Source organism: Pseudonocardia endophytica (genome assembly GCF_004339565.1).
Lineage (GTDB): Bacteria > Actinomycetota > Actinomycetes > Mycobacteriales > Pseudonocardiaceae > Pseudonocardia > Pseudonocardia endophytica.
In genome coordinates, this window is sequence record NZ_SMFZ01000002.1 from 1,198,738 (window position 1) to 1,221,403 (window position 22,666).

Consider the following 22,666-nt stretch of genomic DNA (forward strand, 5'->3'; position numbering starts at 1 on the left):
AACCCGCCTGCGGATCACATACCGTGTCGATCGGTCGGGGGGCCCTGTTACGGATCGTGAGAGAATCTCGCCAAATTAGGCCGCTCGGACCCTCAATCCTGATGATCTGGCGCACGGGTGCGTCACACGAAGCACTCGCAAACCGACACTCCGGTCGTGCAGAGAGACGACGAGACCTTCCGGCTGCTCTACGTGTGCACCGGGAACGTGTGCCGGTCTCCCGGGGCGGAGATCCTGACCCGGCACCTGCTGCGCGGTCGCCTCGGCGGGCGCGAGGCGGCCCGGATCGAGGTGGCCAGCGCCGGCGTGCGTGCCGTCGTCGGTGCGCCGATGCACCCGGAGTCCCGCGCCGCGCTGGAGCCGTGGGCGCTGGACACCGACCACTGGTCCGGTGACTTCCGCGCCCGCCAGCTCAGCGCCGGGATCGTACGGGACGCCGACCTGGTGCTCACCGCGTCCCGGAAGCACCGCAGCACGGTGCTGACCGAGTTCCCGGAGATGCTCGGCGTGACGTTCTCGCTGGTCGAGTTCGCCCGGCTGGTCTCAGCCGTCGACGCGACGATGCTGCCGCCGGACCTCGTGAAGCGGGCCAGGGCCGCCGTCGACGCGGCGCGCGCGCAGCGCGGACTGGTCCCCGCCGACGGCGACGACCGGATCCCGGACCCGATCGGCGGCGAGCCGCAGGACTACCGCAACGCCACCGCGATGACGTTCCGCGCGGTCGTCGACGTGCTGGACGTCATCGCCCCACGCAGCTGAGCCGTCCGGCGAGCCGCTGCTCCGAACTGCTGCCGCCGAACCTCGGATGAACGGCACCGCGTCGTCGAGGATTCGGCGCGGACCGGGCGCTGACGCCGGAGATGCGCACCGTTCTCGGCGACCGGGGCGCGCTGTCCTGGACCTGGCTCGCGCCCAACCATGGATCGACGTCCCCGCCTGAACCCTGGCTCCGGGAAAGCAGGCTGTCGGTGTGTGGCTCCGACAGACGTGTGGACCAGGGGCAGGGTTGCCACTCGATCGGGTGATGCTCGGTGATTCACCGTCGCTTGTGATGACTTCCAGCGTTTGAACGAGGGTGGTCGATACCCCGTTCGGCCGCAGACCTGAGGCGCCGTCGACGACGGCATGCTGAGAGGAACGCTCCCCATGAACATGAAGAAGGCTGGCCTCGTCGCGGCAGGAGTCCTCGCTGCCGCGCTGGCGACGTCGCCGCTGGCATTCGCCACCGACGAGCCGGCTCCGGCCGACAAGGCGTGCTCGTTCGTCGGCGGCTCCGCTGGTGCGGCGTCGAGCATCACCGGCGAGAGCGCTGGCAATGCCGTCACCCAGGCCCCGATCGCCGGTAACAACGCCGGCAATCTGGCCAACTGCAGTGACTTCCTGAACGGCAACGGCAACGGCAACGGCAGCAACAACGAGATCGTTGTTCCCGGCCCCGCCCTTCCGGAGCTGCCCGCGGTCCCGGAGCTGCCGACCGACCCGACCGGGGCGCTGCCGGAGACGCCGGCTGTTCCGGAGGTTCCCGGAGCCCCCGAGACCCCGGCTGTTCCGGAGGTTCCCGGAGCCCCCGAGACCCCGGCCGTTCCCGAGGTGCCGAACCCGGCCGACGCGCTCCCGGCTGCCCCCGAGATCCCGGGTGCCCCGGCGTTGCCTGAGGTTCCGCCGGCCGGCTGACGGCTGCAGATCCTGACGGCCGTCGTCGAACAATCATGTTCGGCGACGGCCGTTGTCGTTGTCAGGTCCGGACGCGATCGCCGCGGGCACCGTCGTCGAACCGCCGGGCGGCACGCACAACCGGATCCAGACGCCGGGGCTGCTCGAGGCCATCGAAGATCACGGGTTCACCGTCGTGCTCGGCGGCGCCCGCCGCGACGAGGACAAGGTCAGGGCCAAGGAGCGGGTGTTCTCGTTCCGCGACGAGTTCGGGCAGTGGAGCTGCCGTCGATCTACTACGCGCACGAGCGCGACGTGTCCGAGCGTGACGGCATGGTGCTCGCGGTGCATTCGAAACTGCCCGCCGCATGGTGCCCCGACGGCGATCGAGACGGTGCGCGACCGCACGGGCAAGAAGAACCCCACACCATTAACGGCACGAAGCTGCCAATGGGTCGTGGGGCGCGATCGCGGGCGCCTCGACGGAGTCGTCGTCGAGGAGGTCGGAGATGCGTGTCCGGCCCGATATCGGCTGCGGCGCAGGCGCTCCGCCGAGGTTCATCGCGTCTCGCGTTGACGGCCTCGACTTCGGTCTCGTCTACGGCCTCGGTTCTCGCCTCGCCTCGGACGGGCCGGGTCACGACGGCCGGTCGGCGGCACGGCCTGATCGTTCGTTGGCGGTCAGGCCGGCGCGGCGTCGGAGATCTCGGTCCTCGTTCCTGCCGCCCAAGTAGGGCTCCGGTGCGGACACGAACGGGGCGGAGGGGTCCCGTTCGTGTCGGCCTGTAATGCATTTCCCTCTCCCGTTCATCACCGGGTGGAAGCGGTCCGGGGGCGTTGCCCACTCCTTCGGCGGTCGTTGGCGACAGCTCATCTCCTTTCGCGTCGCGGCCTCGTTGGGTCGGTCGTACGGACGAGATACCGCGTCGGCCGGCGCCGGCACGGAGGAGAGGACTCAGATGAACGCGAAGAAGAAGGCCGGCATCGTCGGTGCCGGTGTGCTGACCGTGCTCGTTGCCGCGTCCCCGCTCGCCTGGGCGACGGATCACGGCGAGGACGGCCACGACGGCAAGAAGTGCGCCTTCGTCGGTGGCGACGCCGGCGCGGAGTCCGCCATCACGGGCGGGTCGCTGGGCAACATCGTCACGCAGGCCCCGGTCGGTGGGAACAACGCCGGGAACGCCGCCAACTGCAGCGACTTCCTGAACAACAACCTCAACGACAACCTCAGCGGGAACTCCGTCAGCGTGCTGTCCCCGCTGCCGGCCCTGCCGCTCCCGGTCGGACCCTGACCGACGCCCGTGCCGTCGGTGTGCCCGGCGGCTGGGACTGACGACGGCGGCCGGCCCGTACCTCTCCGGGGGTGGGGCCGGTCGTCGTCGTGTCCGAGGTCAGGGCCGCTCGAGCGCGGCCAGCACCCGCTCCACCGCCTCCGCGACGTCGACGCGGCTCGCGTCGATCGTCAGTTCCGCGTCCGTCGGCGTCTCGTACGGGTCGGAGATGCCGGTGAACTCGGCGATCTCACCCCGGCGGGCCTTGGCGTACAGGCCCTTGCGGTCACGGGCCTCGCACACCTCGAGCGGCGTGCTGACGTGCACCAGCACGAACCGGCCGTGCGCTTCGACCATCGCCCGCACCTCGGCCCGCACGCTCGCGTAGGGCGCGATCGGGGCGCACAGCGCGACGCCGCCGTGCCGCGTGACCTCGGCGGCGACGAAGCCGATCCGTCGCACGTTGAGCTCCCGGTGCTCGCGGGAGAACCCGAGCTCCGAGGACAGCATCGTGCGCACCACGTCGCCGTCGAGCAGCGTCACCGACCGCGGCGTGCGCTCGGTCAGCGCGGCGTGCACGGCGTTCGCGATCGTCGACTTCCCGGAGCCGGACAACCCGGTGAACAGCACCGTCACGCCGGCGCGGACCGGGGCGGTCGCGGCCGCCCTGCCGCGCAGCTCGCGCTCGGTCGCCAGCGGGGTCAGCAGGCGGGGGACGGGCTCGTCGCGGGCGATCAGGTCCGCGACGAGCGCGGGGACGTCGGCCGCGGCCGGCTCGTCGCGGCGCTCGGCCGGCACCCGGGCGGTCGGTGTCCACACCTTCGTGGCGCGGTCGAGCGCCATCTCCGGCAGCGCGACGGACTTGGTGCCGGCGGCGCCGGCGCCCCAGCCGTCGGGCAGGTGGGTGACGCCGAGCGCGGCGGCGACCCGCCCGGCCAGCGCGTTGTCGCGCCCGTCGGCGGCGTCGTGGCGGGCGAGCGGCAGCGCCACGACGGACGCGCCGATCTCCGCGGCCGCACCCGTCGCCGCGCGCACCAGACCGGCGCCGTCGAGCCCGTCCGGTGATCCGTCGCCGACCAGCGGGAGCAGCACGACGCGGGCGTCCGTCGCCTCGGCCGCCGCGGCGATCGCGGCGACGTCCGGCGCGTGCGGAGGGGTGGTCATCGGGACGCCGAACACCGGCCCGTCGCCCAACGGGTCGGGCAGCCGCACGCCGTCCGCCCGCTCCCGCGGGTGCAGGCCGCGCACCGGACCGGCCAGTGTGGACCGTCCGTCGCCCGCAGGGTCCGCCCGTTCGACGGCCAGCTCGGCGACCGGCGTGCGCTGCTCGTCGGAGAGCGTGAGCGTGCCGGCGCGCACGGCCTCGTCGGCGGTCGCGTCCGGCACGGTGAGCGTGATCGGGACCGGCCAGGGCGTGCCGTCCGGCAGCGTCCCGGACTCGACGACGGCGGCCGCGGCGTCCGCGTCGAGGAAGCCGGTGAGCGGGCGGTAGGCGCCGTGCAGCAGCAGATCGAGGTCGTCGAGCTCGACCGGACTCGGGATCCAGGACGTCACCGGGGGCACGGTACGTGCCGCGTGGTAGAAGGTCGGCCGTGGATGGCTCCGTGGAAGACGACGCCGCGTTCGCCCGCCGGATCGCCGACGAGGCCGGAGCGCTGCTGCTCCGGGTGCGCCGGACCGACGACCCGGAGCCGGTCGGGGACCGTGGCGACCGTGCTGCGCAGGACCTGATCGCGGCGGCGCTGGCCGAGTTCCGTCCGGACGACGCCGTGCTGTCCGAGGAGGCCCTCGACGACCCCGCGCGCCTCGACGCCCGCCGCGTGTGGATCATCGACCCGCTGGACGGGACCCGCGAGTTCGCCGAGGCCGGGCGGCACGACTGGGCCGTGCACGTCGCGCTCTGGGAGGACGGGGAGCTGTCCGCGGGCGCGGTCGCGCTGCCCGCCGTCGGGACCACCCTGGACAGTGCGACGATCGCGCCACCGCTCCCGATGCCCGACCCGGCGCGCGTCCGGGTCGCGGTGAGCCGGACCCGGCCACCGTCCGTCGTGGACAGGCTGGCCGAGCGGATGACGATCGAGCGGGTCGCGCTCGGGTCGGCCGGGTACAAGGTCGCCGCCGTGATGCTCGGCGAGGCCGACGCGTACGTGCACGCGGGCGGGCAGCACGAGTGGGACTCGGCGGCGCCGGTCGTGGTCGCGCGTGCGGCCGGGCTGCACACCTGCCGCCTGGACGGCTCCCCGTTGCTCTACAACCGGCGGGACCCGAGCCTGCCGGACCTCGTCGTCTGCCGCCCCGAGCTCGCCGACGACATCCTGGGCGCGCTGAACGCCTGAGCTGTCCGGACACCGATCCGGCATGTGGGCGGCGCCTTGTCCGGCGTGGTCGGCTCGCCGAGCATCATGGGCACCATGACGTCGCGACCGCTGCCCCTGCCCCGTTTCACCGACGCCGATGTGGCCGTCGCGCCGCCCGGTTCCGGTGCCGGGCACTGGGCCGGGGCGCCCAGCGCGGTCTTCGACGACGGCGTGTTCCACCTGGCCTACCGCGTCCGGGCTCCGGTCGGGGCCGGGCGCGGGCTGGCCGTCGTGCTGGCGAGCTCGACCGACGGCGTGCACTTCGACGACGTCGCCGAGGTGACCAAGGACCGCTTCGGCGCCGAGTCGCTGGAGCGGCCCGCACTCGTCCGTACCCCGGATGGTCGGTGGCGCCTGTACGTGAGCTGCGCGACGCCCGGCTCGAAGCACTGGTGGGTCGACACGCTGGAGGCGGACTCGATCAGCGGACTGGCCGACGCGCCCGCCGTCACCGTGCTCCCCGGCGACGCGCGGCACGCCGTGAAGGACCCGGTGATCGTTCTCGACGACGGCGTGTGGCACCTCTGGGCGTCGGTGCACCCGTTGGACGTGCCGCTGCACGAGGACCGGATGACGACCGTCCACTACACGAGCTCCGACGGTCTGGTGTGGACGGACCACGGCACCGTCCTCTCCGGACGCGCGGACGGGTGGGACGCCCGCGGGGTGCGGATCAGCGCCGTGTTCCGGGTCGACGACGGGTGGGCCGCCACCTACGACGGCCGCGCCACCGCCGAGGAGAACTGGGAGGAGCGCACCGGGCTGGCGTTCGGCACGGACTCCGGGTTCACGGCCGAGGGCGACGGGCCGGTGGCCGAGTCGCCGTTCGGGGCGCACGGCCTGCGCTACCTGTCCGTGGTCGAGCTGCCGGACGGCGGCTACCGGCTGTACTACGAGGCGACCCGTCCGGACGGCGCCCACGAGCTGCGCACCGAGCCGGTGCGCGTGCCGGTCGCCGCGGGGGGCTGAGCATGGGGTCGCGACTGCCGGACTTCCTGCTGCTCGGCGCCCCGAAGTGCGGCACGTCCGCGCTGCACGCGGCACTCGCGACCCATCCCGACCTGCACCTGTCCGACCCGAAGGAGCCGAAGTTCTTCCTCACCGACGGGGCGCCCCCGGACACCGGCGGCGGGCCGGGCGACGTCCCGACGTGGGGCGAGCACGTCTGGCGCCGTGACGAGTACGAGGCGCTGTTCGCCGACGCGGACCCGGACCAGCTGTGCGGCGAGTCCACCGTGTTCTACCTCTACGACCGCGCCGCCCAGCGCCGGATCCAGGCGATGATCCCGGACGCGAAGCTGATCGCCGTGCTGCGCGACCCGGTCGAGCGCGCGCACTCCAACTGGGCCCACCTCCGCGGCGCGGGCCTGGAGCCGGAGGCGGACTTCCTGCGCGCCCTGGAACGCGAGCCAGAGCGGGTCGACGCCGGCTGGGCGCACTTCTGGCACTACACCGCGCAGGGCCGCTACGGCGAGCAGCTCGACCACCTGTTCACGCTGTTCGACCGCGACCGGGTACTGCTCCTGCGCTACGCCGAGCTGCGCGACACACCGATCTGGGCCGCGGACCGCGTCTGCGAGTTCCTCGGCGTCCCGACCGGGAAGATCGGCGGTGTGGGCAGGCGCAACGTCCGCGACGACGTCGCCGGCCGCTCCGCGTGGCCCGCCCCGGAGGAGCGCGCCGCCGCCGTGCACCGCTTCGCCGACGACATCCCGCGCATCGAACACTGGACCGGCTGGGACCTCTCCGCCTGGACCGCCGCCCGCCCCGCCGGGAGCTGAGCCGCCGCCATGAACGCCACGGTTCCGCGACGGGCCCTGGGTGATCGGCGCGACCCGCCTGGACTGTTCGGCGAGAACGGGCCGGGACCTCGGTCGGCAGTGGCCCCGGCATCTGATGGTCCCCGCATACCGCAACAACGTGCCACTCGACGTCGCATCCGGATCCAGTGGAACGTTCCGGTCGTGCGAGCCGCCGCAACGTTCCACTGGATCCGTAGAGGGCGGTCGAGTGGAACGTTCGGGAGAGTCAGCTCCCGTTGCCCGTGGTCGTGATCACCGTCGTCGTGGCGACCATCGTGACCGCGGCGATGACGGCCGCGTCGTGGCGGGCCTGGAAGACCGGGTCCTCCTTCGCCGCGGTCGAGAGCTCCTTCGCCCGGCGCTTGGCCGCCTTGCGGGCGTCCTTGTCGTCGCCGGAGAACACGTGGTCGATGCCGTAGCCGGACGCGAGTAGCGTGATCAGCGCCGTGTCGTGGTCGTCCGGCTCGGCGTTCTCGACGAGGATCGAGTGCAGGCGGGCGCGCAGGGCCCGCTCCGGGCCGGGGTCGGACTCCGGGAAGCGGGTGCTGCGGAACAGGCCCAGGACCTTGCTCTCCTCCTGGACCAGCACGCCGTCGGCGACGAGGCGCTCGGCGGCGCGCTTCTGCAGGTCCTTCAGCGTGTACGGCAGCATCGTGTGCCAGTGCGAGATCGACCGGACCTTCTTGTCGTCGGCGATCACGTCCTGCGCCGCGGCCATCAGCGGGTGCCGGGGGAAGTGCTCCGTGACGTAGACCTTGTCCTCGTCGAACCGGACGCACCCGGTCGTCACGAGGTCGAGCATCAGTGCCGCGTTGAGCATCGACGCGTCGAACGTCCAGCTCGGCTTGCCGGACTCGTCGTCAAGGCCGAGCAGCAGCAGTTCCTCACACAGCAGCAGGTCCCCCATACCCGGGGAGACTAGCGCGAACCGGACGAACCGGCCCCGAACGAGCGGGCCACCTCGGCCACGTACTCGCCGTAGCCGGACCCGGACTGGGCGAGCCCGAGCGCGAGGCACGCCTCGGCGTCGATGAACCCCATCCGGAGCGCGACCTCCTCGACGCACGCGATCCGCACGCCCTGCCGGTTCTCCAGCGTGCGGACGTACTGCCCGGCCTCCATCAGGGACTCGTGCGTGCCGGTGTCCAGCCACGCGAAGCCGCGCCCGAGGTCGACGAGCCGGGCGCGGCCCTGCTCCATGTAGGCCCGGTTCACGTCGGTGATCTCCAGCTCACCCCGGGCCGACGGCGTGAGCGCTCGGGCGATGTCCACGACACCGGAGTCGTAGACGTAGAGGCCGGTGATCGCCCGGTCCGAGCGGGGCCGCTGCGGCTTCTCCTCGATCGAGATCAGGTTGCCGTCGGCGTCGGACTCGCCGACGCCGTAGCGCTGCGGGTCGCGCACCGGGTACCCGAACAGGACGCACCCGGTGCGGCCGGAGGTGACGTCGTCGACGGCGGCGCGCAGCCGGCTGCCGAACGACGGCCCGTGGAAGATGTTGTCGCCCAGCACGAGGATCGACGGACCGCCCGCGACGTGGTCGGCGCCGATCCGGAACGCCTCGGCCAGACCGTTCGGGTGCGGCTGCTCGGCGTAGGTGATCGCGAGGCCGAGCTCGGAACCGTCGCCGAGCAGCCGTCGGAAACCGGGCAGGTCGGTCGGGGTGGAGATCAGCAGGATCTCCCGCACGCCGGCCAGCATCAGCGTGGTCAGCGGGTGGTAGATCATCGGCTTGTCGTAGACCGGCAGCAGCTGCTTGGAGACGGTCCGGGTCAGCGGGTGCAGACGGCTGCCGGTGCCGCCGGCGAGGATGATCCCGCGGGTCACGGCTGGGTCTCCAGATAGGACTCCAGCCCGACCCGCCAGTCCGGCATCGTGATCCCGGTCGCGCCGAGGCGCTCCAGGGACAGCACGCCGTTCGACGGCCGCGGGGCCATGGTGCGGCCGGCCGCATAGTCCGATGTGGACACCGGACGGACGTCGGCCGGGTCCCGTCCGGCGTGCGCGAACACGACCCGCGCGACCTCGGCCCAGCTGACCGGCTCCCCGTCGCCGGTGGCGTGGTAGGCGCCCGGTTCGGCGCCGGCCAGGGCCGCCACGGCCCTCGCCAGGTCGGACGCGATCGTCGGGCGGCCGATCTGGTCGTCGACGACGTCGGGGCACACGCCGCGGGCGGCCAGCCCGAGCATCGTGCGGGCGAAGTTCGCGCCGTCGCCGATGAGCCAGCTCGTCCGGACCACGACGTGCCGGGGCACCGCCCGCACGGCCAGCTCGCCCGCGGCCTTGGACGCGCCGTAGACGTTGACCGGACACAGTGGAGCGGACTCGGGCACCGGGCCGCAGGCGGTGCCGTCGAACACGTACTCGGTGGAGACCTGGACGAGCGTCAGGTCGTGCCGGACGGCCGCGGCGGCCAGCGAGGCGGGACCGGCCGCGTTGACCCGCCAGGCGCCCGCCGGGTCCGTCTCGGCGCGGTCCACGGCCGTGTAGGCGGCCGCGTTGACCACCGTGTCGAACGGCGCCCAGTCGAACCCCTCGACCGAGCACGGGTCGCCGACGTCGAGCTCGTCGCGGCCGGGGAACGCGGCGTCCGGCAGCTCCGCCCGCAGGGCACGGCCCAGCTGCCCGCTCCCGCCGAGCACGACCGCTCGCATCCGTCCTCCCTGGCCGCCGGTGTGTCCGCGCGACTTTGGCACGCTGGTCGGATGCACGACGAAGCGGGGAGACCGGTGTGAAGCACACCGAGAGGAGCGCACGCGGAACGAGCATGGGCAGGGAGCTGAGCATCGCCGGGGCATGGCTGTTCGAGCCGCCGGTGTTCCCGGACGCCCGCGGTGCGTTCTGCGCGCCGTTCCAGGCGGGCCCGTTCCGTGAGGCGCTCGGCTTCGACCTGCCGGTCGCCCAGGTCAACTCCAGCGTCTCGGCCCGCGGCGTGCTGCGCGGGCTGCACTACGCGGACACGCCGCCCGGCCAGGCGAAGTACCTGTACTGCTCCCGGGGCTCCGTGCTGGACGTCGTCGTCGACCTGCGTGTGGGGTCGCCGACGTTCGGGGCGTGGGAGACCGCCGAGCTGGACGGCGAGTCGCTGCGGGCGGTCTACCTGGCCGAGGGGCTCGGGCACGCGTTCATGGCGCTGGCCGACGACAGCGTCGTGACCTACCTCTGCTCCACGCCGTACACGCCGTCCGCCGAGCACGGCATCGACCCGCTCGACGCCGACCTGGCACTGCCGTGGCCGTCCGGGATCGACCCGGTCCTGTCCGGCAAGGACGCCGCCGCGCCCGGGTTCGCGCAGGCCCGCGACGACGGGCTGCTCCCGGACTGGGAGGCCTGCCGGGCCTGGTACGCGACCCGTTTCGCGGGTAGGACTGACCGATGACCGCGCACCCGGTGCTGCCCGGCGACCATGGCGAGGAGTTCGCGTCGCTGTCCCGGCCCGGGACGCCGCGCGCCGAGCGGTACGAGATCGGCCGGTCGATGCGCGAGCGGGCGCCGCGGCGCTCGCTCGCGCGCTGGTCGGCCGCGCTGCGGCGGCAGGACCCGATGGACATCGTCGCGGCGTCGAACGCGGGCCGCGAGCCGGACCTGATCGACGAGCGGCTGGACCGGATGGGCCGGTCGCCCTACGCGTTCCTGCGCGGCGTCGCGGCCGTGCACGCCGCGGACTTCTCGGTCCTGTCGAGCACCGGCATCCACCCGGTGATCTGCGGGGACGCCCACCTGGGGAACTTCGGCTTCTACGCCTCCCCGGAACGCGACCTGGTGTTCGACCTCAACGACTTCGACGAGGCCCATCCCGGCGCGTGGGAATGGGATCTGCGACGGCTGGTGGCCAGCGTCTGGGTGGCCGGGCGGGAGAACGACGCCACCGAGGACCAGTGCGCGCACGCCGTCGCGCGCTGCGTCACGGCGTACCGGACGAACATCGCGCGGCTGGCCGAGGCGCCGCTGCTGGCCCGCAGCTACGAGCACCTCGAGGCCGACGACATGGAGGACCGCTCGAAGGGCCGGTCGCGGCGGGCCGTCGCCGCGGCCGCGAAGCGGGCACGCAAGCGCACGAGCGACCGTGCCCTTCCCCGCTTCGTGACCGACGACGGCGGGGAGCGCCGGATCGTCGTCGAACCCCCGGAGATCACCAGACCGGACGCGCCGACGCGGGCCGCGATCCTCGCCGCCCTCGACGGGTACCTGCGGACGCTGCCGCCGCACTGGGCGCGGATCCTCGGCGGGTATCACGCGGTCGACGTGGCCCACAAGGTCGTCGGCGTCGGCTCGGTCGGGCTGCGCGCCTACCTCGTGCTGTGCGAGGGCTCCAGCCCCGACGATGTGTTGTTCCTGCAGCTCAAGCAGGCGCGACGGTCGGTCGTCGCCCCGTACGTGCACGGCAAGGAGGCGCTGCACTCGCATCAGGGCCAGCGCGTCGTCGAGTACCAGCAGGCCTTGCAGACCGTCTCCGACCCGCTGCTGGGGTGGACCACGGTCCAGGACAGGCAGTACTACGTGCGCCAGTTCCGGGACATGAAGGGCGCGATCGTGCTCGACGACCTGGACGCCGGAGCGCTGGCCGACTACGCCGCCGTCTGCGGCATGCTGCTGGCCAAGGGCCACGCCCGCACGAGCGGCGCGTCGATGATCGCCGGCTACCTCGGTGGGGGCGGGAAGGTGCGGGACGCGTTGTGCCGCTTCGCCCGCGAGTACGCCGACCAGACCGAAGCCGATCATGCACGGTTCCTGCGCGCGGTGCGGTCCGGGCAGCTGAGGGGTACGCCACCTGCGCAGGTGTGACGCGGGCGGATCCGATAGGTTTGCCCGCGTGACCGTCGTGGAGACCCTGCTGACCTTCGTGGTCGCGCCGGCCGCGCTGTACGGGTTGCTGGCGCTGTGGAACCTGGCGCGGCGCCCGGGCCGTCGCCCGCGCTACCGCGTCGGTGACCCGTGGCCGTACGAGCCGCTGTTCTGGATCGCGAACCCGGAGGGCGCGCACCTCCCGGCCGGCACCGCCGGCACCGACACCCGCGGAGGTACCGGTGGCACCTGGTGAGCACGGGCACGGTGGCGAGCTCGCCACCGTCCACCCCGAGGACCTGCCGGAAGGCGCGGTCGTCACGATCTCCGGCCGGATCTCGGCCGCCGAGAACTACCAGGAGCCGGACGGCCGGGAGCACCCGTTCACGCCGGTCCAGCTGTCCCGCCTGGACGAGGCGCTGACCGTCACGAGCCGGGAGACCGGCCTGCGGTTCGCGATCTACCTGGGCGACCTGGGGGAGAACTCGCGGACGACCGCCGAGAACCTGCACTCCGAGATCGAGGGCTACGACGAGGCCGTGCTGGTCGCCGTCAGCCCCGAGCAGCGGCGGCTCGAGATCGTGACCGGGGCGGAGGCCAAGGTCCGGCTGCCGGACCGTGGTGCGAAGCTCGCGCTGATGAGCATGGTCTCCGCGTTCAAGGAGGGCGACCTGTTCGGCGGCCTGCTGAGCGGCCTGCGGATGCTCGCCGACCAGGCGGGCAACCGCCGCTGATCGTCGACGTCACCATTCGGTGACACCTGGTCCGGTGGGGCGGTGGGCCGTACCACGCCGGGTGATCTCGTGACTAAGGTGTGACCCCATGGCGCGCACGGGCGGGGGCGAAGCTGGTGGGGGGTCGGGTGACACGCCCATCCTGATCGTGGACGACCACGAGCTCGTGGGTTCCTCGCTGGCGCAGAGCCTGCGCCACGAGGGGGAGGACGCCCGGTTCCAGCCGGTCCGCTCGGCGGCCGGGGTCCTGGAGACGGCCGGGCGCACCGAGCGCGGGCTGATCGTCCTCGACCTGGACCTCGGCCGGGACCCGGAGGGCAACCGGATCGACGGCGTCCGGCTCGTCGAACCCCTTGTCCGTGCCGGGTGGCGCGTGGTGGTGCTGTCCGGCAGCTCCGACGCCGGCCGGATCGGGTCCGCGCTCGCCGCGGGCGGGTTCGTCTGGGTGCCGAAGAACGCGCCGTTCCCGACGCTGCTCGCGGCGATCCGCGAGGCGCGGCAGGGCCGCTCGGTGATGCCCGCCGGCCGCCGCGAGGAACTGATCGAGATGCACCGCCGTCGCGAGGGCGAGCGGCGGGACCTGGTCACCAAGCTGGACAAGCTGACCCAGCGCGAGAAGGAGGTCCTCGCGCTGCTCGCCGCGGGCAAGCGGGCCCAGGCCGTCGCGGACCACTTCGTCGTGTCGCTGGCGACCGTACGGACCCAGATCCGGGCGGTGCTGACGAAGCTGGAGGTGGGGTCGCAGCTGGAGGCGGTCGCGCTGTACCGGAAGGCCCACGGAGGCTGACTACTCCTGCCGGGCGACCTGCGTCCGTGTGGTCATCCGGCCGTTCTAGACTCCCGTCTCATCAATCCTGGTGAACGAGGGGGCCTGCGGTGGCGGTCGGCGTGACCAGTGTGCTGGGGCGTCTACGCATCGCGCGGTTCTTCGCCAGCCAGCTGCGCGACGTCGTCGTGGTCGCCGCGATCTGCGTGATCGTGGTCGCGCTGTCCCGGTCCGACTTCGTCGGCAACCAGATCGACCCGGTCAACGGGACCTACGGCCTCATCCTCGTCACCGCGGGCCTCGGCGCCGGTGCCTCGCTGTGCGCGCTGGTGACCTACCGGCTCACCGGCGACCCGCGGCCCGCCTGGATCGCGGCCGCGCTCGCCCTCTACGGCGTCTTCGTGCTGCCGCTGAGCTCGATCACGCTGACGGATCCGCGGAACGCGAGCGGGCGCGTCGCCACGCTGACCATGTTCGTCATCGCGCTGGCGATCATGTTGGTGGGCGTGCGCAAGACGGAGTCGCTGCGCGCCAGGGGGGCCCTGTTCGGTCTCGTGATCGGCGGTGCGGCCGGCCTGGGGGTCGCGGCGCTGCCGGACACGCCGGCGATGCTGGCGTTCGCGCAGGGGCGTACGACGACGATCATCGCGCTGATCGGGTGGACCGTCGTGTCGCTCGTCTTCCTGATCGACGGGTACCGCATCACGAACCCCCGCCGGGCCCGTCTGGGGCTCGGGCTGCTCGTGGTGGCCGCGTCCCTGCTCTACCGCGAGGCGGTCGGGACCGCCATGCCGACCGAGCTCGTCTGGCCGGCGCTGCGCGTCGTCGGCATGGCCGTCGTGCTCCTCGCCCTGCTGCAGGTGGTGCAGCGCTCGGTGTCCACGCTGCAGTCCGACTACGACCAGGTCCAGGCGCGGCTCGCGCACGCCGCAGAGATCCTCGAGTCGACGACCGACCTGTCCGCGGAGCGCGACCACGAGCTGAAGAACGGCCTCGTCGCGCTCGCCGGCGTGGTGCACGTGCTGAGCAGCAGCGACGGCGACGAGGAGGGGGAGCGGTTCCGGCAGCTGCTGCTCAACGAGCTCTCCCGGCTGCGCAAGATGCTGGAGACCCCGGTCGCCGAGCAGCTCGATCCGGTTCCCCCCGACGACGAGATCGAGGGCCATCTCGTGCGCCCGGTGCTGGAGAACGTCGTCGGCATGCGGGTCCACCAGGACATCGACCTGCAGACCGAGGGCGACCTGTTCGCGGCCACCGAGTCGTCGGTGACCGAGCAGATCGTGACGAACCTGCTGGTCAACTGCGACCGGCACGCGCCCGGCACGCCGGTGGTGGTGCGCGGGCGACCGGGCAACGACGGCACCGTGGTGATCGAGGTGCGCGACCGCGGTCCCGGACTGCCGGTCGGTGGTGAGGACGCCGTGTTCGAGCGCGGCGTGCACGACGAGTCGGCCGGCGGCAGCGGACTCGGGCTGCACATCAGCCGGAGGATGGCTGAGGAGAACGGCGGCTCGCTCCAGCTCCAGACGGTCCAGGATCCCATCGGCTGTCTGGCGGTACTGACGCTACCGTCCGTGCCTGTCTGACCCCCTGTGGTGCGACTCGAACGTGTGATTCACATCCGGTGACTCTCCTCGCATACTGTCGCTACGTACGGACGTCGACGTCCGTCAGCACTGAGGAGGTCACCATGGGGGAGACGCACCAGGAGGGGCCCGGCAGCACCGGACGCCGTCCGGCACGCCCCGCCCCGACCCCGTCGGCACCCGGATCCGCGGTCCTGACGCCGCCCACCGGCCTGCCGGCCGTGGGCACGCCGTCGGTCCCACAGCAGCGCACGGCACCGGAGTCGACCACGCCGGAGCCCGTCCGCGAGGCGCCGCCCGCACCACCGGCGGTCGCGGTGCGGATGTGCACCTGCGGGCACCCGGAGGAGATGCACGAGCACTACCGCTCCGGGGACGACTGTGGCGCCTGCGGCCCGCGCACGTGCGCGTCGTTCACCGACCGGGCGGACGACGTGGGCCCGCTGCGTCGCGCCGTCCGCCGCCTGCGCGGCTGAGCAGACCCACCGCGGCCCCTCTCCCCGATCCGGGGAGAGGGGCCGCGGTGCGTCCGGGGCCGTCGTTCAGGGGGTCGTCGCGACCTGGTCGGCCGGGACGTTCTCCTGGCCGTCGAACGACCGCGCCGCCAGCGCCCGCACGATGCCGGCCCTTCCCTCGGAGACGAGCCGGCGCAGCGCGGCCGGGCGGGACTCGTCGGCCAGCCAGGCGTCCGCCGCCTCGACCGTGGACTCGCGCACGACCCAGGACGGGAACAGGCCGAGCACCACGTTCTGGGCCAGCTCGGACGTCCGGCGGGCCCACACGTCGTCGATCTCGGCGAAGTAGCGCTCCACGTACGGCTCGAGCAGGTGGCGCTGGGCCGGGTGCCCGAAACCCGCGATGATCGACTCGTTGATCGCGTTCGGCAGCTCGTCGTCGTGCACGGCCCGCTGCCAGGCCCGCTCCTTGGCCTCCGCCGTCGGGACCAGCGCGCGGGCCCGCTCGGCCTGCCGCGCACCGGTGGACGTCGGGTCGCGGCGCTGCTCCTCGTCGATCTCGGTCTCGCCGGCCTTCCCGTGCGCGACGAGCGCGTGCAGCAGCCGCCACCGCAGGTCGGTGTCGACCGTGAGCCCGGCCGGCACGTCGACGTCGTAGAGCCAGCCCCTGACCTTGTCCAGCACGTTGTCCGGCAGCACCGACGTGGTCAGCGAGTTGACGACGGCCAGCTGCACGTCCGAACCGGGGGGTGCGGTGTCCAGGCGGAACCGCAGCGCGTCGACCAGCACCGGCCAGCCCCTGGCCTCGGCCCACGCCGGGTCGGCGTAGGACATCACGGCCGTCTGGGCCTGCAGCAGCAGCCGCTGCACGACGCCGATCTCGGACTCGGCGCCGAACCCGCCCGCCACGAGGTTCACGAAGTCACGGGCCTTCAGCTCGGCCTCGCGGGTCATCTCCCACGCCGACGACCAGCACAGCGTCCGCGGCAGCGGCTCGGCGATGTCGCCGATGCGCTCGATCAGCGTGGCCAGCGAGCCCGGATCCAGGCGCAGGGCGCAGTACGTGAGGTCGTCGTCGTTGACCAGCACGAGCTTGCCGCGACCGACGCCGACCAGGTCCGCGACCTCGGTGCGCTCACCGGACACGTCGGTCTCGACGCGGTGGGTGCGGACGAGCTTGCCGGTGGCCGGGTCGACGTCGTAGACGCCGATCGCGAGCCGGTGCGTGCGGGTCTCCCCGGCGCCGGGCCGGGCGCCGCCCTGGACGACCTCGAACGACGTGAAGCGGCCCTCGTCGTCGAGCGTGAACGACGGGCGCAGCAGGTTCAGGCCGGTCGTGCGCAGCCACTGCGCGCCCCAGTCGGACAGGTCGCGGCCGGAGGCCTTCTCCAGCGCGCCCAGCAGGTCGTCGAACGTGGCGTTGCCCCAGGCGTGCGCGGCGAAGTAGTCCCGCAGGCCGGCCAGGAACGGCTCCAGGCCGACGTAGGCGACGAGCTGCTTGAGCACCGACGCGCCCTTGGCGTACGTGATCCCGTCGAAGTTGACCTCGACGGCCTGCAGGTCCGGGATGTCCGCGGCGATCGGGTGCGTCGACGGCAGCTGGTCCTGGCGGTAGGCCCAGGACTTCTCCAGGTTCGCGAACGTCGTCCACGCGTTCTCGTACTCGGTGGCCTCGGCCTGGCAGAGCACGCTCGCCCACGTCGCGAACGACTCGTTCAGCCACAGGTCGTCCCACCAGCGCATGGTCACGAGGTCGCCGAACCACATGTGCGCCATCTCGTGCAGGATCGTCTCGGCGCGGCGCTCGTAGTTCGTCCGCGTCACGCGCGAGCGGAACACGTAGTCCTCGAGGAACGTGACCGCGCCCGCGTTCTCCATCGCGCCCGCGTTGAACTCCGGGACGAACAGCTGGTCGTACTTGCCGAACGGGTACGGCACACCGAAGTTGCGGTGGTAGAAGTCGAAGCCCTGGCGGGTCTCGGTGAAGATCCGCTCGTGGTCCATGTGCGGGGCCAGCGACGCCCGGCAGTAGATGCCCAGCGGGATCTCGGCCTGCGCGTCGCGGTAGGTGTCGTGCCAGCTCGCGTACGGACCGGCGATCAGGGCGACCAGGTAGGTGGAGAGGATCTCGCTCGTCGCGAACCGGTGCACGACGGCGGGGCCCGCCCTCTCGTACTCGGCCAGCGTGTTCGAGACGACCTTCCAGTCCGGCGCCGCCGTCACGGTCAGCGTGTAGCGCGCCTTGAGGTCCGGCTGGTCGAAGCACGGGAACAGCCGCTTGCAGTCGGCCGTCTCGAACTGGGAGTAGAGGTAGACGGCGTCGTCGACCGGGTCGACGAAGCGGTGCAGACCCTCACCGGTGTTCGTGTACCGGCCGGTGGCGACGATCCGCAGCTCGTTGTCCGCGGCCAGGGCGGGCAGCGCGAGCCCGTCGTCCTCCCGGTAGGCGGACACGTCGAGAGCCGTGCCGTTCAGCTCGGCCGAGGCGATGCCGTCGCCGACCCAGTCGATCCAGCTGTCCGCCCCCGGCTCGGAACAGCGGAAACGGACCGTGGTCGTGACCGGATAGGTCCGCTCGCCCGGTGCGCCTGCACCATCGGTCAGGTCGATGTCGACCGTGTACTCCGACACGTCGAGCAGCGCGGCGCGCTTCTCGGCGTCGGTGCGGGTGAGGTTGGGCGGGGTCATGGGGTCCTCTCCATCGGGTCGCCGGGAATCCAATCACGTCCCGCTCTCCGTCACCCGACCATTCCCCGCCCGGCGGGAACAGGCACGGGCACCCGGTGTGTTGCCACGGTCATGACGACTGCTGCTGACCGTGCCCGCGTCGACGTCTGGTTCGACCCGCTGTGTCCGTGGGCGTGGCTGACGTCCCGCTGGGTGCTCGAGGTCGAGAAGGTGCGCGACGTGGACGTGGCGTTCCACGTGATGAGCCTCGCCGTGCTCAACGAGGGCCGGGACCTGCCCGAGAACTACCGCGAGATGATGACGAAGGCCTGGGGCCCGGTGCGCGTGTGCATCGCCGCCGCCGAGCAGCACGGCCAGGAGATCCTCCGCCCGCTCTACACGGCGTTCGGCGAGGAGATCCACAACCGGCAGAACAAGGACTTCGACGACGTCATCGGGAAGGTCCTCAAGGAGCTCGACCTCCCGGCGTCGCTGGCCGACGCCGCGTACTCCACCGAGTACGACGAGAAGCTGCGCACGAGCCACCACGCCGGGATGGATCCGGTCGGTCTGGACGTCGGCACGCCGACGATCCACGTCAACGGCGTCGCGTTCTTCGGCCCGGTGATCTCGAAGGTCCCGCACGGCGAGAAGGCCGGACGGCTCTTCGACGGCGCCGTGCTGATGGCCGAGGACCCGCACTTCTTCGAGCTCAAGCGGACCCGTACCGAGGACCCCGACTTCGACTACTGAGGTGAGGGCGCCCTCACTCGTGTGAGGATGGGGTCATGACCTCGTTGCAGCACTTCATCGACGGCGCCGACGTCTCGGGTGGGTCCGAGCGCATCGACGTCGTGAACCCGGCGACCGGCGCGGTCGTCGGCAGCGTCCCGGCCGGGACCGCCGCCGACGTCGACCGCGCCGTCGCCGCGGCCCGCGCCGCGTTCCCCGGCTGGTCGCAGACGCCGGTCGACGAGCGCGCGGAGGTCGTCCGGAAGATCTCGGACGGGATCAAGGAGCGGGCCGAGGAGATCGCGTCGACGATCACCGCCGAGATGGGCTCGCCGATCACGTTCTCGCGCAAGGTCCAGGTGTCGATGCCGATCGGCTCGTCGAAGTCGATCTCGAAGCTGGCCGCCGACTTCCCGTGGACCGAGGAGATCGGCAACTCGCTCGTCGTGCGCGAGCCGATCGGTGTGGTCGGCGCGATCACGCCGTGGAACTACCCGCTGCACCAGATCGTCGCCAAGGTCGCGCCCGCGCTGCTGGCGGGCAACACGGTCGTGCTGAAGCCGACCGAGGTGGCGCCGCTCACCTCGGCGATCCTGGCCTCGATCGCCACGGAGGCCGGGCTCCCCGCAGGCGCGTTCAACATCGTGCACGGCACCGGCCCCGTCGCCGGTGAGGCGATCGCGGCCCACCCGGACGTCGACATGGTCTCGTTCACCGGCTCCACCCGGGCCGGGAAGCGCGTGTCCGCCGTTGCGTCGGACACGGTCAAGCGCGTCGCGCTCGAGCTGGGCGGCAAGTCGGCCAACGTGATCCTCGACGACGCCGAGCTCGGCGAGGCGGTCAAGGTCGGCCTCGGCAACGCGTGGATCAACGGCGGGCAGACCTGCACCGCGTGGACCCGCATGCTCGTCCCGGCCGCGCGCCAGGACGAGATCCTCGAGCAGCTCGTCGGAGCCGCCGAGAAGTACAGCGTCGGCGACCCGACCGACGAGTCCACCCGGATCGGCCCGATGTCGTCGACCGCGCAGCAGGAGCGGGTGGCGTCGTACGTGGAGCGGGGGATCTCCGACGGTGCCCGCGTCGTCTTCGGCGGCTCCGGTGCCGTCGAGGGGCTCGAGGGCGGGGCGTACGTCCGTCCGACGATCTTCGCCGACGTCGACCCGGACGCCGTGATCGCCCAGGAGGAGATCTTCGGCCCGGTGCTGTCGGTGATCCCGTACTCCGACGAGGACGAGGCCGTCGCGATCGCCAACCGCTCGATCTACGGCCTGGCCGGCGCCGTGTTCGGCGAGCAGGACCACGCGATGTCCGTGGCCCGTCGCCTGCGTACCGGGCAGGTCGACGTGAACGGCGGGGCGTTCAACATCCTCGCCCCGTTCGGGGGCTACAAGCAGTCCGGCAACGGCCGGGAACTGGGCCGCTGGGGCCTGGAGGAGTTCCTGGAGACGAAGTCGATCCAGCAGTGAGCGCCTGACCGGCTGGCCCCGGCTCCGGTCCCGCCCGATCTCCGAACGAACGGCACCTTCGTGCAGTGTGATTGCTCGAAGGTGCCGTCCGTTCGGCTGGGGCGGGGGCCGGCTGGGCGGGCCGTGTCCGGCGCGACGGCCGAGTCGGGGCGTCGTGAGCGCCGGAACGTGCCGCTCGACCGGCCGTCGAAATCGACTGGAACGTTGTGGCTGTCACGACCGCCGTAACGTTCCACTCGAATCGTGGCGCGCACCGGCCGGCACGTTGTGGCTGTTGCTCGCCCCTCGTGCCGCGAGCGTGTGTCGATAGTGAACGGTTCCGGCCGTTCCGCCTCGGGCGGGCGCGGCGGCCGGGCAGTGTGCCGGCGTGCTGGAGAATCGAGGGCCGGTCTGGCGGCATGCGCCCGCCGCGTTGGGGACGACGTTGCTGGTTGCCGCCGCCGTCGTCGGTACGCAGGTGGCACTGGCCGGGGCGCACCATGCGCGCACGCCGCTCAGCCCGTACGGCGACGGCGCGTTCACGGTCGGGGTGGCGTCCGTCGACCGGAGGGTGTCCATCACCTCGGCCGACGACGGGTCGTACGTCCTCGGCTACACGCCGGCGGGCGGTGACGTCGTGCTGGACCTGGACCTGCTGTCCGGCGACACGGTGCAGCCCTGGTGGTACGACCCGAAGACCGGCCGCACGCTGAAGATGCGCACGCTCACCAGCGAGGGGGTCGCGCGCTTCCCGGTGCCGAAGCAGAACGGCGGACCGGCGTGGGTGCTGGTCGTCGACGATGTCGCGGCCGGCTACGGCCCTCCCGATCCGGACGTGGTCGCACAGGCGACCGGCGAGGGCGGATCGTCGTCCGGTGCGATGGGCACACCGGCGTCGACGACCGGGTCCGGCAGCGGTGGGTCGGGGGCGGGGTCCGGCGCGAACGGATCCGGGACGGGGCAGTCGAGCAGCGGGTCCGCGTCCGGCGGGAACGGGTCGGGAACCGGTGACGGAGTGGCCGACGGCGGCTCGGGCACAGGGGGCTCGGCCAACGGCTCCGGGACGGGTTCCGGCACCGGGGCAGGCGCGGGCACCGGGACCGGCACGGGTAGCGGATCCGGCTCGGGCGGCAATGGCTCGGGCACGGGCTCGGGCGGCAGTGGCTCGGGCTCGGGCAGCGGTGGTTCGGGCAGCGGGTCGGGCACCGGGTCCGGGTCGGGGACGGGTGACCGGAGCGTCGCCGACGCCGTCCTGGGCGGTGGATCGGCATCGGCCGGCAACCCGGGTACCGGGTCCGGCACCAATCCCGACGGTGGTAGCGCCGGCAGCGCGGGCAACGGCTCGGCCGGCGGGCCCGGCACCGGCGGCAACGGTTCGGGGAGCGGTTCAGGCACGAACTCGGGCGGCACCAACTCGGGCGGCACGAGCACCGGAGGCAGTGGCACCGGCGACGGTTCGGGTACCACGGGATCGGCCGGGAACGGGTCCGGCGGCAGCGGGTCCGGCGGCAGCGCGTCTGGCACAGGGTCCGGCGGGAACGGGGCTGGCGGCAGCGGATCAGCCGGGAACGGGCCCGACGGCACCGGGTCCGGCACGGGGTCCGGCGGGAACGGGTCCGGTGGTGGAGCCGGCTCCGGGAACGGCGGCTCCGGGAGCGGCGCGAACGGGCCGGACGGGGAGAAGGGCTCGAACGGCGCCGACAAGGACCAGGCAGACCAGGCCGACAAGGACCAGGCCGACAAGGCCGACAAGGACGGGTCGGGGGACAAGAACTCGGCCGACGGACAGTCCGGTGACGAGGACAAGAGCGACCAGGGCGGCGACAAGAGCGACCAGAGCAACCAGGGCGACGGCGCCGAGCCCGGTGCCGCCCCGGCGTCCGGCACCTCCCCGGAGGACGGGAAGTTCGGAGCCGGAGGCGACAAGCAGCAGGGCGGCGACAAGCAGGGCGGCGACAAGGACCAGAACGACCAACCCGCTCCGGAGCCGATCAAGGTCGAGAAGAAGACCGCCGCCGCTCCGGCCCCGCAGAAGGCGGCGGCCGATCCGTCGTGGGACAAGTTGGCGAAATGCGAGTCGTCCGGCGACTGGGGGATCAACACCGGCAACGGCTACTACGGCGGTCTGCAGTTCGACTCGGCCACGTGGAACGACTTCGGCGGGACCAGGTACGCACCCCGCGCCGACAAGGCGTCGAAGGAGCAACAGATCGAGATCGCGTCGAAGGTCCGCGATGCGCGTGGGGGGTACAGTTCGTGGCCCGCATGCTCGTCCAAGCTGGGACTTCCGAAATGAACCGTACCGATCGGTAGCTCGAAAGCAGTCGTGATCCGCACTTCGGATGTCACCCGAATGGCCGAACATCACGGGTGCCCTGCTGGCAGGGGCAGACCGGCTGACGCCTACCCTAGG

Annotated in this window: 22 protein-coding genes; 17 read left to right on the plus strand and 5 right to left on the minus strand. The window is 72.6% G+C overall.

Annotation, left to right across the window (positions count from 1 at the left end; all coding sequences use genetic code 11):
• Positions 1-156 precede the first annotated feature (156 nt).
• The 4 genes from EV378_RS24430 to EV378_RS24445 all read left to right on the plus strand — a co-directional run bounded on the left by EV378_RS24430 (position 157) and on the right by EV378_RS24445 (position 2,945).
• Positions 157-759 carry an arsenate reductase/protein-tyrosine-phosphatase family protein gene (locus EV378_RS24430; RefSeq protein WP_165922464.1) on the plus strand — a complete coding sequence of 201 codons (603 nt, stop codon included), beginning with the start codon at positions 157-159 and terminating at the stop codon, positions 757-759.
• Positions 760-1,146: 387 nt separating this feature from the next.
• Positions 1,147-1,674 (plus strand): hypothetical protein, encoded by a 528-nt coding sequence (locus EV378_RS24435; protein ID WP_132429760.1) that lies wholly within the window; start codon positions 1,147-1,149, stop codon positions 1,672-1,674.
• 52 nt (positions 1,675-1,726) lie between these two features.
• The gene (locus EV378_RS37130) at positions 1,727-2,230 is read left to right on the plus strand and encodes a phosphoadenosine phosphosulfate reductase domain-containing protein (protein ID WP_424511254.1); all 504 of its coding nucleotides are present in this window, start codon (positions 1,727-1,729) and stop codon (positions 2,228-2,230) included.
• A 382-nt stretch (positions 2,231-2,612) separates the two neighbouring features.
• Positions 2,613-2,945: a hypothetical protein gene (locus EV378_RS24445; protein ID WP_132429761.1), complete on the plus strand. Its 333-nt coding sequence runs from the start codon at positions 2,613-2,615 to the stop codon at positions 2,943-2,945.
• A 99-nt stretch (positions 2,946-3,044) separates the two neighbouring features.
• Here the strand turns inward: EV378_RS24445 and cysC are convergent, their stop codons facing one another.
• Positions 3,045-4,478, minus strand: coding sequence for an adenylyl-sulfate kinase (cysC, locus tag EV378_RS24450; RefSeq protein WP_207908857.1), 1,434 nt, complete (start codon positions 4,476-4,478; stop codon positions 3,045-3,047).
• A 50-nt stretch (positions 4,479-4,528) separates the two neighbouring features.
• Between cysC and EV378_RS24455 the strand changes: the two genes are divergently transcribed.
• The 3 genes from EV378_RS24455 to EV378_RS24465 all read left to right on the plus strand — a co-directional run bounded on the left by EV378_RS24455 (position 4,529) and on the right by EV378_RS24465 (position 7,062).
• Complete coding sequence (locus tag EV378_RS24455; RefSeq protein ID WP_132429763.1) at positions 4,529-5,260, plus strand: 3'(2'),5'-bisphosphate nucleotidase CysQ; 732 nt, start codon at positions 4,529-4,531, stop codon at positions 5,258-5,260.
• Positions 5,261-5,335: 75 nt separating this feature from the next.
• Positions 5,336-6,250, plus strand: a complete 915-nt coding sequence (locus EV378_RS24460; protein WP_132429764.1) for a glycoside hydrolase family protein — start codon at positions 5,336-5,338, stop codon at positions 6,248-6,250.
• Between the two features lie 2 nt (positions 6,251-6,252).
• Positions 6,253-7,062: a sulfotransferase family protein gene (locus tag EV378_RS24465; RefSeq protein WP_132429765.1), complete on the plus strand. Its 810-nt coding sequence runs from the start codon at positions 6,253-6,255 to the stop codon at positions 7,060-7,062.
• Between the two features lie 247 nt (positions 7,063-7,309).
• On the opposite strand, the gene EV378_RS24470 is transcribed toward EV378_RS24465, so the two are convergent.
• Genes EV378_RS24470 through rfbD form a run of 3 tightly spaced genes read right to left on the minus strand, consistent with a single transcriptional unit; the run spans position 7,310 to position 9,737 of the window.
• Positions 7,310-7,990 (minus strand): GOLPH3/VPS74 family protein, encoded by a 681-nt coding sequence (locus EV378_RS24470; RefSeq protein ID WP_132429766.1) that lies wholly within the window; start codon positions 7,988-7,990, stop codon positions 7,310-7,312.
• A gap of 11 nt (positions 7,991-8,001) precedes the next feature.
• The gene (gene rfbA / locus EV378_RS24475; RefSeq protein ID WP_132429767.1) at positions 8,002-8,910 is read right to left on the minus strand and encodes a glucose-1-phosphate thymidylyltransferase RfbA; all 909 of its coding nucleotides are present in this window, start codon (positions 8,908-8,910) and stop codon (positions 8,002-8,004) included.
• Positions 8,907-9,737 carry a dTDP-4-dehydrorhamnose reductase gene (gene rfbD / locus EV378_RS24480; protein WP_207908858.1) on the minus strand — a complete coding sequence of 277 codons (831 nt, stop codon included), beginning with the start codon at positions 9,735-9,737 and terminating at the stop codon, positions 8,907-8,909. Before rfbD ends, rfbA begins: the two co-directional genes overlap by 4 nt.
• A 113-nt stretch (positions 9,738-9,850) precedes the next feature.
• Between rfbD and EV378_RS24485 the strand changes: the two genes are divergently transcribed.
• The 7 genes from EV378_RS24485 (at position 9,851) to EV378_RS24515 (ending at position 15,430) form a co-directional block, all read left to right on the plus strand.
• Positions 9,851-10,462, plus strand: a complete 612-nt coding sequence (locus EV378_RS24485; RefSeq protein WP_132429769.1) for a dTDP-4-dehydrorhamnose 3,5-epimerase family protein — start codon at positions 9,851-9,853, stop codon at positions 10,460-10,462.
• Positions 10,459-11,868 carry a DUF2252 domain-containing protein gene (locus tag EV378_RS24490; protein ID WP_132429770.1) on the plus strand — a complete coding sequence of 470 codons (1,410 nt, stop codon included), beginning with the start codon at positions 10,459-10,461 and terminating at the stop codon, positions 11,866-11,868. The genes EV378_RS24485 and EV378_RS24490 overlap by 4 nt, the downstream gene beginning before the upstream one ends.
• 28 nt (positions 11,869-11,896) lie before the next feature.
• Complete coding sequence (gene ctaJ / locus EV378_RS24495) at positions 11,897-12,124, plus strand: aa3-type cytochrome oxidase subunit CtaJ (RefSeq protein WP_132429771.1); 228 nt, start codon at positions 11,897-11,899, stop codon at positions 12,122-12,124.
• Positions 12,111-12,602, plus strand: a complete 492-nt coding sequence (locus EV378_RS24500; RefSeq protein WP_132429772.1) for a DUF5130 family protein — start codon at positions 12,111-12,113, stop codon at positions 12,600-12,602. Before ctaJ ends, EV378_RS24500 begins: the two co-directional genes overlap by 14 nt.
• 88 nt (positions 12,603-12,690) lie before the next feature.
• Positions 12,691-13,389 (plus strand): LuxR C-terminal-related transcriptional regulator, encoded by a 699-nt coding sequence (locus EV378_RS24505; RefSeq protein ID WP_132429773.1) that lies wholly within the window; start codon positions 12,691-12,693, stop codon positions 13,387-13,389.
• Between the two features lie 101 nt (positions 13,390-13,490).
• On the plus strand, positions 13,491-14,954 hold the full coding sequence (locus EV378_RS24510) for a sensor histidine kinase (protein ID WP_132429774.1): 1,464 nt from the start codon (positions 13,491-13,493) through the stop codon (positions 14,952-14,954).
• 104 nt (positions 14,955-15,058) lie between these two features.
• Positions 15,059-15,430: a hypothetical protein gene (locus tag EV378_RS24515; protein WP_132429775.1), complete on the plus strand. Its 372-nt coding sequence runs from the start codon at positions 15,059-15,061 to the stop codon at positions 15,428-15,430.
• Positions 15,431-15,496: 66 nt separating this feature from the next.
• Here EV378_RS24515 and pepN read toward each other — a convergent pair whose 3' ends face one another.
• Complete coding sequence (pepN, locus tag EV378_RS24520) at positions 15,497-18,097, minus strand: aminopeptidase N (RefSeq protein WP_132429776.1); 2,601 nt, start codon at positions 18,095-18,097, stop codon at positions 15,497-15,499.
• Positions 18,098-18,208: 111 nt separating this feature from the next.
• On the opposite strand from pepN, the gene EV378_RS24525 reads away from it, so the two are divergent.
• From EV378_RS24525 to EV378_RS24535, 3 genes are all read left to right on the plus strand, one after another.
• Positions 18,209-18,829, plus strand: coding sequence for a mycothiol-dependent nitroreductase Rv2466c family protein (locus EV378_RS24525; protein ID WP_132429777.1), 621 nt, complete (start codon positions 18,209-18,211; stop codon positions 18,827-18,829).
• A gap of 35 nt (positions 18,830-18,864) precedes the next feature.
• On the plus strand, positions 18,865-20,274 hold the full coding sequence (locus EV378_RS24530) for an aldehyde dehydrogenase family protein (RefSeq protein WP_132429778.1): 1,410 nt from the start codon (positions 18,865-18,867) through the stop codon (positions 20,272-20,274).
• Between the two features lie 367 nt (positions 20,275-20,641).
• Positions 20,642-22,549, plus strand: coding sequence for a transglycosylase family protein (locus EV378_RS24535; protein WP_132429779.1), 1,908 nt, complete (start codon positions 20,642-20,644; stop codon positions 22,547-22,549).
• The last annotated feature ends 117 nt before the right edge of the window (positions 22,550-22,666 follow it).